Origin of the sequence: Gillisella vitis (assembly GCF_001541345.2) — a bacterium.
GTDB lineage: Bacteria > Pseudomonadota > Alphaproteobacteria > Rhizobiales > Rhizobiaceae > Allorhizobium > Allorhizobium vitis.
This window is the reverse complement of record NZ_LMVL02000005.1, coordinates 183,756-197,649: the sequence shown is the minus strand read 5'-3', so window position 1 is coordinate 197,649 and position 13,894 is coordinate 183,756. Positions and strand designations below refer to the sequence as shown.

General features: G+C 58.4%; 14 protein-coding genes. 3 read left to right on the top strand and 11 right to left on the bottom strand.

Annotated features, from left to right (window positions below):
• The first annotated feature begins 127 nt into the window (after positions 1-127).
• Positions 128-1,594, top strand: a complete 1,467-nt coding sequence (locus tag ASB66_RS18220; RefSeq protein ID WP_234613208.1) for a M48 family metalloprotease — start codon at positions 128-130, stop codon at positions 1,592-1,594.
• Between the two features lie 139 nt (positions 1,595-1,733).
• On the opposite strand, the gene ASB66_RS18215 is transcribed toward ASB66_RS18220, so the two are convergent.
• Positions 1,734-2,591: an RNA polymerase factor sigma-32 gene (locus ASB66_RS18215; RefSeq protein WP_060718746.1), complete on the bottom strand. Its 858-nt coding sequence runs from the start codon at positions 2,589-2,591 to the stop codon at positions 1,734-1,736.
• 485 nt (positions 2,592-3,076) lie between these two features.
• On the opposite strand from ASB66_RS18215, the gene htpG reads away from it, so the two are divergent.
• Positions 3,077-5,008, top strand: a complete 1,932-nt coding sequence (gene htpG, locus ASB66_RS18210) for a molecular chaperone HtpG (protein ID WP_060718747.1) — start codon at positions 3,077-3,079, stop codon at positions 5,006-5,008.
• A gap of 63 nt (positions 5,009-5,071) precedes the next feature.
• Here the strand turns inward: htpG and bfr are convergent, their stop codons facing one another.
• The 8 genes from bfr to obgE form a co-directional block, all read right to left on the bottom strand.
• Positions 5,072-5,557: a bacterioferritin gene (gene bfr / locus ASB66_RS18205; RefSeq protein WP_060718748.1), complete on the bottom strand. Its 486-nt coding sequence runs from the start codon at positions 5,555-5,557 to the stop codon at positions 5,072-5,074.
• 302 nt (positions 5,558-5,859) lie between these two features.
• Positions 5,860-6,171 carry a (2Fe-2S)-binding protein gene (locus ASB66_RS18200; RefSeq protein WP_060718749.1) on the bottom strand — a complete coding sequence of 104 codons (312 nt, stop codon included), beginning with the start codon at positions 6,169-6,171 and terminating at the stop codon, positions 5,860-5,862.
• Between the two features lie 121 nt (positions 6,172-6,292).
• On the bottom strand, positions 6,293-6,775 hold the full coding sequence (gene rlmH, locus ASB66_RS18195; RefSeq protein ID WP_060718750.1) for a 23S rRNA (pseudouridine(1915)-N(3))-methyltransferase RlmH: 483 nt from the start codon (positions 6,773-6,775) through the stop codon (positions 6,293-6,295).
• A gap of 163 nt (positions 6,776-6,938) precedes the next feature.
• A complete protein-coding gene (rsfS, locus tag ASB66_RS18190) occupies positions 6,939-7,403 on the bottom strand; it encodes a ribosome silencing factor (RefSeq protein WP_060718751.1) in 465 nt (154 codons plus the stop codon).
• Between the two features lie 35 nt (positions 7,404-7,438).
• Positions 7,439-8,095, bottom strand: a complete 657-nt coding sequence (locus tag ASB66_RS18185; RefSeq protein ID WP_060718752.1) for a nicotinate-nucleotide adenylyltransferase — start codon at positions 8,093-8,095, stop codon at positions 7,439-7,441.
• Positions 8,070-9,353 carry a glutamate-5-semialdehyde dehydrogenase gene (locus tag ASB66_RS18180; protein WP_060718753.1) on the bottom strand — a complete coding sequence of 428 codons (1,284 nt, stop codon included), beginning with the start codon at positions 9,351-9,353 and terminating at the stop codon, positions 8,070-8,072. The genes ASB66_RS18185 and ASB66_RS18180 overlap by 26 nt, the downstream gene beginning before the upstream one ends.
• Positions 9,346-10,524, bottom strand: coding sequence for a glutamate 5-kinase (gene proB / locus ASB66_RS18175; RefSeq protein WP_060718754.1), 1,179 nt, complete (start codon positions 10,522-10,524; stop codon positions 9,346-9,348). The genes ASB66_RS18180 and proB overlap by 8 nt, the downstream gene beginning before the upstream one ends.
• Positions 10,521-11,621 (bottom strand): GTPase ObgE, encoded by a 1,101-nt coding sequence (gene obgE / locus ASB66_RS18170; protein ID WP_060718755.1) that lies wholly within the window; start codon positions 11,619-11,621, stop codon positions 10,521-10,523. The genes proB and obgE overlap by 4 nt, the downstream gene beginning before the upstream one ends.
• Positions 11,622-11,708: 87 nt before the next feature.
• Here obgE and ASB66_RS18165 point away from each other — a divergent pair, with 87 nt between their 5' ends.
• Positions 11,709-12,569 carry an endonuclease/exonuclease/phosphatase family protein gene (locus tag ASB66_RS18165; RefSeq protein ID WP_114386819.1) on the top strand — a complete coding sequence of 287 codons (861 nt, stop codon included), beginning with the start codon at positions 11,709-11,711 and terminating at the stop codon, positions 12,567-12,569.
• A 36-nt stretch (positions 12,570-12,605) separates the two neighbouring features.
• Here the strand turns inward: ASB66_RS18165 and ASB66_RS18160 are convergent, their stop codons facing one another.
• Together ASB66_RS18160 and ASB66_RS18155 are read right to left on the bottom strand one after the other, a co-directional pair.
• Positions 12,606-13,193 (bottom strand): GNAT family N-acetyltransferase, encoded by a 588-nt coding sequence (locus tag ASB66_RS18160; RefSeq protein WP_060718757.1) that lies wholly within the window; start codon positions 13,191-13,193, stop codon positions 12,606-12,608.
• Positions 13,193-13,825 (bottom strand): GNAT family N-acetyltransferase, encoded by a 633-nt coding sequence (locus tag ASB66_RS18155; protein WP_060718758.1) that lies wholly within the window; start codon positions 13,823-13,825, stop codon positions 13,193-13,195. The genes ASB66_RS18160 and ASB66_RS18155 overlap by 1 nt, the downstream gene beginning before the upstream one ends.
• Positions 13,826-13,894: the final 69 nt, after the last annotated feature.

Here is a 13,894-nt window from a genome sequence, read left to right as displayed (position 1 = left end):
AGCGAAATGGCGGGTGTGACTGAACAGGTAAGGGGACGAAGACGTTTCTAGGATGCGCTGCAATATGATCCTGATGGCCCCTGCACAGCGAGGCACTTGGCAGACCACGCAAATGGTGGCGGGAAAAATGCGCCCTGGATTTAAAGCCAGCCTCGGCCTGATCGCCGCCCTGTCGCTTGCCGGCTGCCAGTCAATGGTTGAGCAGTCCTACCAGCCGAACATTTCGCCCTCGTCTTCACCACAAATCGTTCAGGAAGTGCAGAAGGACGATCCGCGCGCCCAGATGGGTGCGCGTGAGCATCCCCGCATCGTCGCAAGCTATGGCGGCGAATATCACGACGAGAAAACCGAGCGGCTGGTGGCGAAAATTGCCGGTGCGTTGACGGTGGTTTCTGAAAACCCGCAGCAATCCTATCGGATCACCATTCTGAATTCTCCCGCTATCAATGCCTTTGCCCTGCCCGGCGGCTATCTCTATGTCACCCGTGGCCTGCTGGCGCTGGCCAACGACGCTTCGGAAGTGGCTGCCGTGCTGTCGCATGAGATGGCTCATGTCACCGCCAATCACGGTATCGAGCGCCAGCGGCGCGAGGAAGCAGAGGTCATTGCCAGCCGGGTGGTGGCCGAAGTCCTGTCCAGCGATCTGGCCGGAAAGCAGGCCTTGGCCCGCGGCAAGCTGCGGCTGGCCGCCTTCTCACGCCAGCAGGAATTGCAGGCCGATACGATCGGGGTGCGCACGCTGGGCGAAGCAGGTTACGATCCCTATGCGGCGGCGCGCTTCCTGGATTCCATGGCCGCATACCAGCATTACAGCTCATCCGACCCGAATGCCGATCAGAGCATGGACTTCCTGTCCAGCCACCCCAGCACGCCACAGCGGGTGGAACTGGCACGCGACCATGCCCGCGCCTTCGGACCTGACGGATCGACTGGCGACAAAGGCCGCGATTACTTTTTCGATGGCATCGACGGCATGCTGTATGGCGACAGCCCGCAGGAAGGCTATGTCCGTGGTCACACATTCCTGCATGGTGGCCTCGGCATTCGCTTCGACGTGCCGGATGGTTTTCAGATCGACAACAAGGTAGAGGCGGTCATGGCCACCGGGCCTGGCGATGTCGCCATCCGCTTCGACGGCGTGGCCGATACCCAGAACCGCAGCCTGACCAATTATATTTCCAGCGGCTGGGTCACCGGCCTGTTACCGGACAGCATTCACGAAACCAAGATCAATGGCATGGAGGCTGCGACCGCCAGGGCCTCTGCGGATCGCTGGGATTTTGACGTCACCGTGGTACGGCTGGGCAATCAGATTTTCCGCTTCCTGACTGCCGTTCCCAAGGGCAGCGACCAGCTCGCGCCGACAGCCGATCTTCTGCGCCAAACCTTCCGCCGCATCACGCCTGAGGAAGCCAAGACACTGAAACCATTGCGCGTCCGGGTCGTCACCGTTGGACAAGGCGACACGCTGGCCAGCCTGTCAGCCAGGATGATGGGAACGGATCGAAAGCTGGAACTGTTCAAGGTGTTGAACGCCATTCCTGCCGGACAAAGCCCGGCGCAGGGCAGCCGGGTCAAGATCGTCTCGGAATAACCAATGCATAATTCCTTAAATCGGAATCGATCTAAGGAGAAAATTATGCAGCAGATTTAAAGCATTACAGCGTCCTTTGTGCGTTTTATAAAACGCACAAAGGACGCTGTAGAGATTTGGTTCGATCTATTGGGTCTGGTCAGGCCACCATCTGCGGATTGGCCTCAACCAGCGCTACCTTCAGCTTTTCCATCGCCCGGGTCTCGATCTGGCGAACCCGCTCCTTGGAAATACCAAGCTCACAGCCCAGCTCCTCAAGGGTGGCGCCATCCTCAGAAAGCCGCCGGGCACGAATGATGCGCATTTCGCGCTCATTCAGATGCGCCATGGCGCCGCGTAGCCAGTCCAGGCGGCGCTCGGTATCGATCATATCCGTCACCTGCTCGTCCGGTGTCGGCTCATCGCTGGCCAGCATGTCCAGACGCTCGGCACCCTCTTCACCGTTGTTGGAAATCGGTGCTTGCAGGGAGGTGTCGTTGGAAGAGAGCCGGGCGTCCATCGACTGCACATCGGCAAGGCTGACGCCAAGCGCAGTGGCGATTTCCTGGTGAATGGCCTGATCGGTCAGGCGTTGATCGCCCTGGGCAAGCTTTGCCCGCAACCGGCGCAGGTTGAAAAACAGTGCTTTCTGGGAGGAGCTGGTGCCGCCGCGCACGATGGACCAATTGCGCAGGATATAATCCTGCATGGAGGCGCGAATCCACCAACCGGCATAGGTCGAAAAACGCACTTCGCGGGTCGGCTCGAACCTTGCCGCAGCTTCCAGCAGCCCTATATAGCCTTCTTGAATGAGATCGCCGAGCGGCAAGCCAAAGCCACGGAACTTGGAAGCCATGGCAATCACCAGTCGCATATGGGCATGGGCAATCTGGTTGCGGGCCACCTGGTCGTTGCCGTGTTTCCAGCGGACCGCCAGATCATGCTCCTCCTGGCGCTCCAGATACGGTGCAGCCATTGCAATTCTGATGAGCTTCTTGTCGGCTTGCAGGGAATTCATCAAGGCCTCCATTCGCGCGGCACCACGAGCCGCGTCGAGAGCAATTTAAAGGTTGAAACCACGGCAATGAATGTTTCATTCTTTTACGCTGGGACTTGCCAAACGGATCACTGCGCGACATATCTGTTATAGCTCACGCTAATATGACTAGTGATATGATTGTGTTTTGCCCGTACCAACGTCGCTGAAACGCTCCAAGCCGAGGAATGTTCCAACGGAGTGGCGCGACAAATGTTGCCGCGCGCCGAAGACCCATCTTTAGCGCAGGTGAAACAGGAAGGTGCAGCGCAAAAAAAGCGGACGACTGTCATCCCGCCACCATCTCAGCTCTTGAATTTCACCTGATCTTTCGCCACCTGAAGGCGGTTGCGGGCCGCAGGTGGGACATCCTTTGCGACGCCAGCAAAATACTGTTTTTGCTGCATGCTGTAAGACCGGTCGCCGCACCGTTCTGGCACGCTGCCTGATGTGATACGGGAGTTATAATGTCGACAGAAACCGCCGAAAAGCTGGCCGAAGCCACACCAGAATCTCATGTTTTCGAAGCCGATGTCGCCCGCCTTCTGCACATGATGGTGCATTCGGTCTATTCTGATAAGGATGTGTTCCTGCGGGAACTGGTCTCCAATGCCGCCGATGCCTGCGAGAAACTGCGGTATGAGGCGATTACCACGCCGGGCCTTCTCACCAGCGATACCGATCCCCGCATCCAACTGCGGCTCGATGCCGATAACAGGCAATTGATCCTCGAAGACAATGGCATAGGCATGAGCCGGGCCGAGTTGATCGAAGCCCTGGGGACAATTGCCCGCTCAGGCACCCGTGCCTTCATGGAGCGGATCGAAGCCAGCAAGGCGGAGGCCGGCAAGACTGGCGATGACGCCCAGTTGATCGGCCAGTTTGGCGTCGGATTCTATTCCTGCTTCATGGTGGCGGACAAGGTGGATGTGGCAACGCGCCGTGCCGGTGAGACGCAGGCCTGGGCCTGGTCTTCCGACGGTAAGGGCAGCTATTCCATCAGCGAAATCGATGCCGACGACGCGCCAGCCCGTGGCACCCGCATCACCTTGCATCTAATGGAGGATGCCAAGGATTATGCCACCCGCGCCCGCGTCGAGCGGATCGTCAAGCAGCAGTCAGGCCATGTGCCGGTTGCGATCACTCTGGTTGAAAAGCCCGGCGACGAACCAACCCGGATCACCGAAGGCACAGCGCTTTGGACCCGCTCGAAATCCGAGATCAGCAGCGAGGACTATGCCGATTTCTACCGCGGCATTTCCGGACAATATGACGAACCGGCCTTGACGGTGCATTTCCGCGCCGAAGGCCGCCACGAATATACCGCCCTTGCCTTTGTCCCCGGCACGCCTCCTTTCGACCTGTTTGATCCCGACCGCAAAGGCCGTATCAAGCTCTATGTGAAGCGGGTGTTCATCACCGACGACGCCGAGCTTCTGCCACGTTACCTGCGCTTCGTGCGCGGTCTTGTCGATACTGCCGACCTGCCGCTGAACGTATCGCGGGAAATGATCCAGGAAAGTCCGATCCTGTCGGCCATTCGCAAGGGCGTGACCAATCGCATCCTGACCTCCCTGGAAAAGCTGGCCCAGAACGAGCCCGAAACCTACAAGACACTCTGGGAAAATTTCGGCGCTGTGCTGAAGGAAGGGCTCTATGAGGATTTTGAACGGCGCAACCAATTGCTGGGACTTACCCGTTTTCGCACTACGACATCAGGCGACGACCAGCGCAGCCTTGCCGACTATATCAAGGACCTCAAGCCGGAACAGGACAGCATTTATTATCTGACTGGCAGCAATCTGGAACAGCTGAAGGCCTCGCCGCAGCTGGAAGGTTTTCGCGCTCGCGGCATCGAGGTTCTACTGCTCTCAGACCAGATCGACAGTTTCTGGGTGATGAATGCGCCTGAATTCGAAGGCAAGACCTTCAAATCCGTTAGCCAGGGTGCAGCCGACCTTGCCAAATTCGCCAAGGCCGACGCCGGGGCTGATAGCGACCAGGATAGCAACGACCAGGCAAAGGCAGATATTGCCGGCTTCCTGGCGCTCGCCAAGGAACAGTTAAAAGATCTGGTTGCTGATGTCCGCGCCTCAGATCGGCTGACGGAAAGCCCCGTCTGCCTTGTGGCACCAGAAAGCGGTTATGATCGTCAGCTGGAGAAAATATTGGCCGGAGCAGGTCAGCTTGCCTCAACTTCCAAGCCAGTGCTGGAGTTGAATGCCGATCACGCGCTGGTGAAGGCCATGGCGGGTGCCCAACATGCGCCAGCCCTGCAAAATGATGCGATCCACTTGCTCTACGACCAGGCCCGCATTCTCGATGGCGAAAAACCAGCCGACGCCCGGGCCTTTGCGGAACGCATGGGACGGCTGTTCGAAAAGGCACTTCGCGCCTGATCAATCAAAAATAAAAAGGCCCGGTTCGCATCTGCAAACCGGGCCTTTTTCATGGGAACAACGTTATTCCGAAGCGTCGGCAGAATCTGCGTTGAGCTGACCGTATTTTTCGGCGCCAAGCTTGGAGAACAGTTCGAGCTGGGTTTCGAGGAAGTCGATATGGCCTTCCTCATCCATCAGCAGCTGTTCAAACAGCTTCATGGTGACGTAGTCACCAGCCTGATAACAGATATCGCGGGATTCCTTGTAGGACGTCCGGGCTTCGTATTCGCCAGCAAGATCGGCCTCCAGCACTTCCTTGACGGTCTGACCGATGCGCAAAGGCGCCAGAGTCTGAAGGTTGGGGTGGCCTTCCAGGAAAATGATCCGCTCGACCAGCTTGTCGGCATGCTGCATTTCTTCGATGGATTCCGCCCGTTCCTTCTTGGCAAGCTTGGTATAGCCCCAATCTTCCAGAAGACGGTAGTGCAGCCAATACTGGTTGACAGCACCCAGTTCCAGAAACAATGCCTGGTTCAAACGTTCAATAACTTTTGCATCGCCCTTCATCGCAGGACCCCTATCTTAAACGGTTACCGGCACGGATAACTGCTTCGATTGCCTGCAATCGACAGAATTATCAGTGCGCTCCAATGTTTTACAACGCTTCGCACAACTTGCCAGCGATATGCGCGATAAAAGCAGGATTGAATTGCCAAGTCGAGCATTAATTTTAGAATGATTCCAAAAAGACGAGGATGGCCTAATCCTGACACGAGATCTCGTGACACATTTGCAGGCTGCTAAAACGAAAAAACCCCGCATGAAGCGGGGCTGTGGGTGGGTTTGCAGTATCTGAACGCGGCCAGTGGTCAGGCCGTCCGGCTGACACGATTGCGGCGTTCTATAAGCTCGTTCTTCTGTTCTTCCTGAAAACGCTTCAAGCGCTCCATGAAATTCACGAGGTTTTCGCCATCGCTATTGCGCTGAGCGTGAAAGGCCTGGGTGGTCGAGACGATGATATCCACGACATTCGGGAAGCACCCACAACAGCGACCACGCTTTTCCATGGCGTGATAGACCTTTGCAGGCACAATCAACTGCCAACAGTCCTGCTCAAGAAATTCCGTGATCGTATCGCGGATCTCTTTCTCGGTGATGAAATTGCAACTGCACACCAGCATCGGCTTCAGCCCGTTAAACAAACATGACATCTACTCTCTCGTTTTATGACTAAAGAGGAGGCTGTCTGTCAAGAAAAAACGCGCCGATCACAGACATGTTGTATTGTGCGCATAAAATGCGTCAGGAACGGTGATAGGGATGGCCGGAGAGGATGGTAACAGCACGGTAGAGCTGCTCTGCCAGCATGATGCGCACCAGCTGATGTGGCCAGGTCATTTTTCCGAGGTTCAGCACCAGATCGGCACGGTCGCGGAAATCGGGGTCGAGGCCATCGGCCCCGCCGATAACGATCACCATGTCACGGCGACCACGATCCTTGTGGTCACCCACATAAGCCGCAAATTCCTGGCTGTCCCAGCTTTTGCCGCGCTCATCCAGCGCCACGACAAGAGGATTGTCCGGCAGGGATTTTTCGATCTGCACCGCCTCTTCCCGCTTACGGGTGGCCGAATTCGAGGCTCTGCTTTCCGGCAGCTCGCTGACACGAGAAAATTCCAGCCCGCTTGCTGGACCGGCCTTGGCAAAACGGTCCAGATAGCGTGACACAAGATCTTTCTCTGGCCCGGCTTTCAACCGGCCAACGGCAACAATGCCTATCCGCATCCCATCCTCTTGAAGGTTCGATCCGCAAAACCAATACCAGCTGAACGGAAACCCGCTCGCTTTCTTGGCAGACAAGGATCATCCCGTCGAAAACACGCGACGATCATTGCCTTTATCGGGCTCGATACCATCTCCAGACCGGCAAATATACCGCCTGTGAGGGTTAGTGCAGTCGGCTTTCCTCGATATCCGGTGCGGCCCACATCTTTTCGATGTTGTAAAACTCGCGGATTTCGGGGCGGAAAACATGCACGATAATGTCTCCGGCGTCGATCAGTACCCAATCGCCGGTCTCAAGACCTTCGACGCGCGGTGCGCCAAAGCCCTCGTCCTTCAGATCGGAGACGAGATGTTCGCAGATCGCCACGACGTGACGGGATGAGCGACCGGACACGACCACCATGTAGTCGCCCAGCGCCGATTTTCCGGCAATGTCGATAGAGACGATATCTTCTGCTTTCGAGTCCTCAAGGCTTGTGAGGACCAGCTCAAGCGCGCGGGCTGCGGCATCGACGCCACGTTCCGGGCTTTGCGGGATCGCGACAGTGGCGCGGCCCTTGGTGTGTACTGTTGTCAGAGTTTGTCCTTTCCGTCGGTAACAGCACGAAAACGACTCAGAGGCACCCATTGCCAGTGAGCCAAGAATAAGGTGGCACTGAATAGTTAATCTTTCAAGACAGGCCCTGTGCGAAGCGCTGTCGAACTCAGCATTGAGCGCGGTCCGTGAACGAAGGTCCAGGCGGGCGCCTGCCTGCGCCACAGCACACCAGCATCGCTTTCATCGACCCGTGCAAAATCGAAGCGCTGCGCCATTTTCGATGACAGATAAGACAGGGTCGCACCTGGCCGGTCGATCACCGCAATCGGAAAGGTCATGGCGATCTTCTGCCAATCCTGCCAATGGTGAAACGAGCGAAGATTATCCGCCCCCATGATCCAGATGAAATGCACATGCGGGTTCAACCGCTTCACATGGTCCAATGTACGCGCGGTGTAGCTCGTGCCCAGTTCCGCCTCAAAGGCGGTGATCTTCAGACGGGGGTCTTGCGCCAGCCCCTTGCAGAGCGCCAGCCGCTCGGCCAGAGGCGCCAGTTGGCTGTGGTTTTTTAGTGGATTTCCGGGTGTGACCATCCACCAAAGCTGATCCAGGCCCAACCGGCGAAGGGCAATTTCGGCCACCAGCACATGTCCCTGATGCGGCGGATTGAACGATCCGCCGAACAGGCCAACCACCATGCCGCGCTCGGTATGCGGCATGCGCAGATAATGTGCAGCGACCCCGGGATGGCTCACGTCAGGGCCGGATCTGACCGGTGCCATGCACCCGGTACTTGAACGAGGTCAATTGCTCGACGCCAACCGGCCCGCGCGCATGCATCTTGCCGGTGGCAATGCCTATTTCCCCGCCCATGCCGAATTCGCCGCCGTCGGCAAATTGCGTCGAGGCATTGTGCAGCAGGATAGCCGAATCCACTTCGTTGAAAAACCGCTCGACCACAGCAGGGTCTTCAGCAATCACCGCCTCGGTATGGTTGGAAGAGTAACGGGCGATATGGTCGATGGCCCCACCGATGCCATCGACAACGGCAACCGAGATGATCGCGTCGAGATATTCAGTACGCCAATCCTCGTCCACGGCAGGCTTCAGGCCAGGAAAGACTTTCAACACCGTCGCCGAGGCACGGATTTCACAACCAGCTTCGGTGAGGGCTTCAAGAAGCGGCATCAAATGGCTGCCGATGGCAGCGCTATCGACCAACAGAGTTTCTGCCGAGCCACAAATGCCAGTCCGACGCATCTTGGCATTGACGACGATGTTTTTCGCCATATCGAGATCGGCGGAGCCATCGACATAGACGTGGCAGAGCCCTTCCAGATGGGCAAAGACCGGCACGCGCGCATCCGATTGCACCCGTGCCACCAGGCTCTTGCCACCCCGCGGTACGATCACGTCAATCGTGCCGTTCAGCCCGGTCAGCATCGCACCGACCGCAGCACGATCCGTAACCGGCACCAACTGGATGGCATGTTCCGGCAGCCCGGCGGCCATAAGCCCCGCCACCAGGCAGGCATGAATGGCGCGCGAGGAATTGACTGAGTCCGAACCGCCCCGCAGGATCACGGCATTGCCGGATTTCAGGCAAAGTGCCCCCGCATCCGCCGTCACATTCGGGCGGCTTTCGTAAATCACCCCAATGACACCAAGCGGAGTACGGACCCGTTCGATCTTCAAACCGTTCGGACGCTCCCAGGCCGCGATGACTTCACCGACCGGGTCTTTCAACTCGGCCACCTCGCGCAGGCCCTTGGCCATCGCGGTGATCCGCTCTTCATTCAGCGTGAGCCGGTCGATGAAGGATGCCGCCAGCCCTGCCGTTTGCGCAGCCTTGAGATCGATAGCATTGGCAGCGATGATCTGGCTTTTTCCAGTCAGGATCGCCTCACTCATGGCGATTAACGCGGCATTCTTCTGGTCAGCCGAGGCAATTGCCAACGGTCGCGCAGCGGCCTTGGCCTTGGCGCCGATGTCCAGCATCAGCGCGTCGATACCATCCGCCTTGGCGACTGTGTCAAGCATGGGCCTCGTCCTTTTTCTTTACACTCTTGCCGGTTTTCCTGCCGGTCTGTTCCGTCATCACCAAATCATCACGGTGGATCATCGCCGAGCGTCCGGCATAGCCGAGCAGCGCTTCGATCTCCGCCGATTTATGCCCGGCGATACGCCGCGCCTCATCGGCATCGTAACCCGCCAGGCCACGGGCAATTTCTCGCCCCTCAAGCCCGATCACCGAAATCGTGTCGCCCCGATGAAATTGCCCGGATACCTCGCGCACTCCTGCCGGCAGAAGGCTCTTGCCAGCCCGAAGGGCCGTTTCAGCGCCCGCATCGACGGTTAGAATACCGGCGGGTTGCAATTGTCCGGCAATCCAGGTCTTGCGGGCCGTCACCGGCATGGCAGACGGCGCGAACCAGGAATGGGCCGCCCCCTCATCAATGCCGCGCAAAGGATTGAGCAGCTTGCCCGACGTGATGATCATCGCGCAGCCAGCACTGGTAGCAATCTTGCCCGCATCGATCTTGGTGCGCATGCCACCGCGCGACAATTCCGAGGCCGCCCCACCCGCCATCGCCTCGATTTCAGGAGTGATTTCGGCAATGACAGGCAAAAGTTTTGCCTCAGGATCGAGATGCGGCGGCGCGGTATAGAGACCATCGATATCGGAGAGCAGGATCAGCAGATCGGCACCCGTCATCGTCGCCACCCGGGCAGCCAGACGATCATTATCGCCGTAGCGGATTTCGGTGGTCGCCACCGTATCGTTTTCGTTGATGATTGGCACCGCCCCCAGCTTCAGCAACTGACTGATCGTGGCGCGCGCATTGAGATAGCGGCGACGCTCCTCCGTATCCCCCAGCGTCAGCAGGATCTGCCCGGCAACGATGGCGGACCGCGACAGGCTTTCCGACCAATGCCGTGCCAGAGCAATTTGCCCGACGGCTGCTGCCGCCTGGCTTTCTTCCAGTTTCAAGGCACCGGCTGGCAGGTTCAGCACCGTGCGGCCAAGCGCTATGGCACCGGACGACACGACCAGCACCTCGACACCCCTAGCACGCAGGGCGGCAATATCGTCACAGACGGCATCGAGCCAGGCATGTTTCAGGCCGGAACCCCGGTCCACCAGCAGGGCCGAGCCGATTTTGATGACGATGCGCTTATACTGCGAGAGAGAGGCAAGCGGTGCGCTCATTCCTCGCCCTCCTCACTCTCCTCTGGCCCTTCTTCGGTCTGGGCTCGATCTTCCAGCTTGTGGCGATGTTTCTTCGGCCGCTGCGAAATCGTCTCGTCGTCATAGCTGCGATTCTCAACGATCACGTCGCGCAATGCGCGCAGGACTTCGAGCATTCCCTTGCCGGTAATGGCGGAAATCATCATCGGCTTCTTGCCGCAGGCCTTTTGCAAGGCCTTGAGCTTCTTTTTCAGCTCATCCTCGTCCAGCACGTCGATCTGCGACAGGGCGACGATCTCAGGCTTATCTTCCAAGCCGCCGTCATAAGCTTCCAGCTCATGGGCAACCGTGGTGTAGGCCTTGGCGACATCCTCTTCCTGGGCAGACACCAGATGCAACAGCACCCGCGTGCGCTCGACATGGCCGAGGAAGCGGTCGCCAATGCCAACCCCTTCATGGGCGCCTTCGATCAGGCCAGGAATATCGGCCAGGATGAACTCACGCTCATCCACGGTCGCCACACCCAGATTGGGATGCAGCGTGGTGAACGGATAATTGGCGATTTTCGGACGCGCCCGCGTCACCGCCGCCAGGAAGGTGGATTTTCCGGCATTGGGCAAGCCAACCAGACCGGCATCAGCGATCAGCTTCAGCCGCAGCCAGATGGTCTTTTCTTCACCTTCCAGACCGGGATTGGCCCAATCCGGGGCCTGATTGGTGGCCGATTTGAAATGCGCATTGCCAAAGCCGCCATTGCCACCCGCTGCCAGCCGGAAGCGCTGTCCTTCGGTAACCATATCGACAATCAGCGTTTCGGCATCTTCTTCGAAGATCTGGGTCCCAACAGGCACTTTCAGCGTCACATGCTCGCCATTGGCGCCAGTGCGGTTGCGCCCCATGCCATGGGTGCCGACCGTCGCCTTGAAATGCTGCTGGAACCGAAAATCGATCAGGGTGTTCAGACCATTGACGGCCTCCACCCAGACATCGCCACCGCGTCCGCCATCGCCACCATCCGGCCCGCCGAACTCGATGAACTTCTCGCGGCGGAACGAGACGGCACCTGCGCCGCCGTCACCTGATCGAATATAGACCTTTGCCTCGTCGAGAAATTTCATGTCGCTGCCATACTTCCTGTGTCAGGATACTCATATCATATATGCGGCCATCGTTATCGCCGCTTGACGCGGAGGTCAAAGAGTATCGTGCGTTTCGTCAGTTACAATATTCAATACGGGATCGGCCTGGACGGCAAATTCGATCCGATCAGGATCGCCAAAAACCTCGAGGGTGCCGATGTCATCGCCCTCCAGGAAGTCACCCGTGGTTATCCCGCCAATGGTGGGGCCGACCTGCCGGAGATTTTCGCCAACCATTTTCCCGAATACCATTGGGTCTATGGACCGGCCTGCGATCTGCACGGCTCCTCGGCGCTGATCAAGGGCCGCCGCGTCGACAAACGCTACCAGTTCGGCAATATGGTGCTGTCGCGCTGGCCGATCCTCGCCAACCGGCTTTTGCTGTTGCCACGCACCCGCACCTTCGAACGGCTCAACAATCAGCGCGCCGCAACCGAGGCGGTGATCGATGCGCCCGGCGGAGCGCTCCGGGTGTATTCCGTCCATCTCGACCATGTCGCACCGGACGAGCGGATCGCCCAGATCCGGTTCCTGAAGGACCGAGCCATCAACTTCATCCAGGAAGGTGGCGCGATGACCGGCGGCCAGGAATATTCCTTGCCGCAACCGCCGTTGCCGGAAGATTTTCTGCTGATGGGCGATTTCAATATGCAGCCCGAATCGCCGGAATATCGCGAGATGGTCGGAACCATCGATGCCTATTACGGTCGTATCGCCCGTGCCGACGCCCCTCTGGACGCACTGGCCCGGCTCGGCAAACTCAATGCCGAAAGCTACAGCTGGGAAGAGGCTGGCAAGCCGGATATGCGTATGCATCTCGATTATTGTTTCCTGAGCGGTTCGCTGGCCCATCGCCTCAAAGCGGCAAGCGTCGATACCGATGCGGTCGGCTCAGACCATTTTCCGGTCTGGGTGGAATTGGAGTGAGGGTGCGGCGGCCCTATCTGGCCGCCGCAACCGTCTTTAAAACGCTTTCGCTCTCTGAAACCCGTCCTGCGTCAGACGGGTTTCAATATGCGGTGCCATTGCATTGCGCGACAGGCTATAGAGATCGGCGCAACGGGTCAGGGTGAAGCCCAGCTTCTCCTGGATTTTCAAGGATGCGGCATTATCGGCAAAAGCGCCGGAATGCAGAACCGCCTCCGGCATCCGCCGGAAGAACCGTTCGACCGCGGCCTGAGCCGCCTCGCTCATCAGCCCCCGCCCCCAATAGAAGCGGTTGAGCCAGTAGCCGAGATGCCAAAGCCCATGGCGCAGATCCAGGCCAACCATGCCGATATGAACATCGTCGCCCGAGGTGATGGCCAGATGCCAATCCGGCATGACACCGGCACTGGTGCGGTTCAGCCAGTCGCAGGCATCTTGCCGATCATAAGGCATCGGTACCCGGCTCAACATACGGGTGACCTGCCAGTCGTTCAGCGAGGCGGCAATGGCGTCCGCATCGGAAAGCCGATGGGGACGAAGCACCAATCGTTGCGTGTCAATCACCGGGCAAGGCCCGAGCGAAGGGAACCGCGTTTGCAGCCGGGGCTTTTCAAGAGCAGCCATCACCGCATCTCCCCCCAGCTCTTCAGCGACATCCAGGTCTTGCGATCCAGCCGGTACCATTCCACCGGCACCATGCCACGGGCAGCCAGATGGCCAACCATGCCGGAGCCCTGGAACTGGAAGCCGCACTTCTGGATGACCCGCCGGGCCGCCACATTGGTGACCCGGCAACGGGCATCGATGAAGGCGATATCGCGGGTCCGGAACGCCATGTCGATCAGGGCATGGGCGGCTTCGGTGGCGTAGCCGTTGTTCCAATAGGGCTCACCCAGCCAATAGCCGATTTCCAGTGTCTCCAGGTCGGTATGCGGCTCAAGCGCGCAACACCCGAGAAATTCGCCATTTTCACCTTTTGTGATCGCATACACGCATTTACCGATCTCGCCGAGATTGGAACGTCGCACAAAATCGGCGGCATCGGCTGCCGTGTAAGGATGTGGCATACGCGACACCATGGTCGCAACGGCGGCGTTATTGGCGAGATGGGTAAGGGCGTCGATGTCTTCTACATGCGGAGCGCGCATAACCAGCCGCTGCGATAAGAGGACGGGGCAACTTTGCCTTAACCGATCCGGCCTCAGCCGATCGTCGGGTGACCGGAATTGGTCATCCCTCAGTAATAAGCGTTCCATGGCTCAGTCTCCTTTGGAGGTAAGAAAAAAGGGAAGAGAGGTGGCGCCTCATCTTCCCTTTTGTCTGAC

What these genes read in the sequence shown, in the direction of transcription:
- bfr (WP_060718748.1), bottom strand. Translation starts at nt 5,557, where the DNA reads ATGAAGGGCGATGCAAAAGTTATTGAACGTTTGAACCAGGCATTGTTT.
- obgE (WP_060718755.1), bottom strand. Translation starts at nt 11,621, where the DNA reads ATGAAATTTCTCGACGAGGCAAAGGTCTATATTCGATCAGGTGACGGC.
- ASB66_RS18180 (WP_060718753.1), bottom strand. Translation starts at nt 9,353, where the DNA reads ATGCTTGACACAGTCGCCAAGGCGGATGGTATCGACGCGCTGATGCTG.
- rsfS (WP_060718751.1), bottom strand. Translation starts at nt 7,403, where the DNA reads ATGGGTGCCTCTGAGTCGTTTTCGTGCTGTTACCGACGGAAAGGACAA.
- ASB66_RS18220 (WP_234613208.1), top strand. Translation starts at nt 128, where the DNA reads ATGCGCCCTGGATTTAAAGCCAGCCTCGGCCTGATCGCCGCCCTGTCG.
- ASB66_RS18160 (WP_060718757.1), bottom strand. Translation starts at nt 13,193, where the DNA reads ATGGCTGCTCTTGAAAAGCCCCGGCTGCAAACGCGGTTCCCTTCGCTC.
- ASB66_RS18155 (WP_060718758.1), bottom strand. Translation starts at nt 13,825, where the DNA reads ATGGAACGCTTATTACTGAGGGATGACCAATTCCGGTCACCCGACGAT.
- ASB66_RS18185 (WP_060718752.1), bottom strand. Translation starts at nt 8,095, where the DNA reads ATGGCACCGGTCAGATCCGGCCCTGACGTGAGCCATCCCGGGGTCGCT.
- rlmH (WP_060718750.1), bottom strand. Translation starts at nt 6,775, where the DNA reads ATGCGGATAGGCATTGTTGCCGTTGGCCGGTTGAAAGCCGGGCCAGAG.
- ASB66_RS18200 (WP_060718749.1), bottom strand. Translation starts at nt 6,171, where the DNA reads ATGCTGGTGTGCAGTTGCAATTTCATCACCGAGAAAGAGATCCGCGAT.
- htpG (WP_060718747.1), top strand. Translation starts at nt 3,077, where the DNA reads ATGTCGACAGAAACCGCCGAAAAGCTGGCCGAAGCCACACCAGAATCT.
- ASB66_RS18215 (WP_060718746.1), bottom strand. Translation starts at nt 2,591, where the DNA reads ATGAATTCCCTGCAAGCCGACAAGAAGCTCATCAGAATTGCAATGGCT.
- proB (WP_060718754.1), bottom strand. Translation starts at nt 10,524, where the DNA reads ATGAGCGCACCGCTTGCCTCTCTCTCGCAGTATAAGCGCATCGTCATC.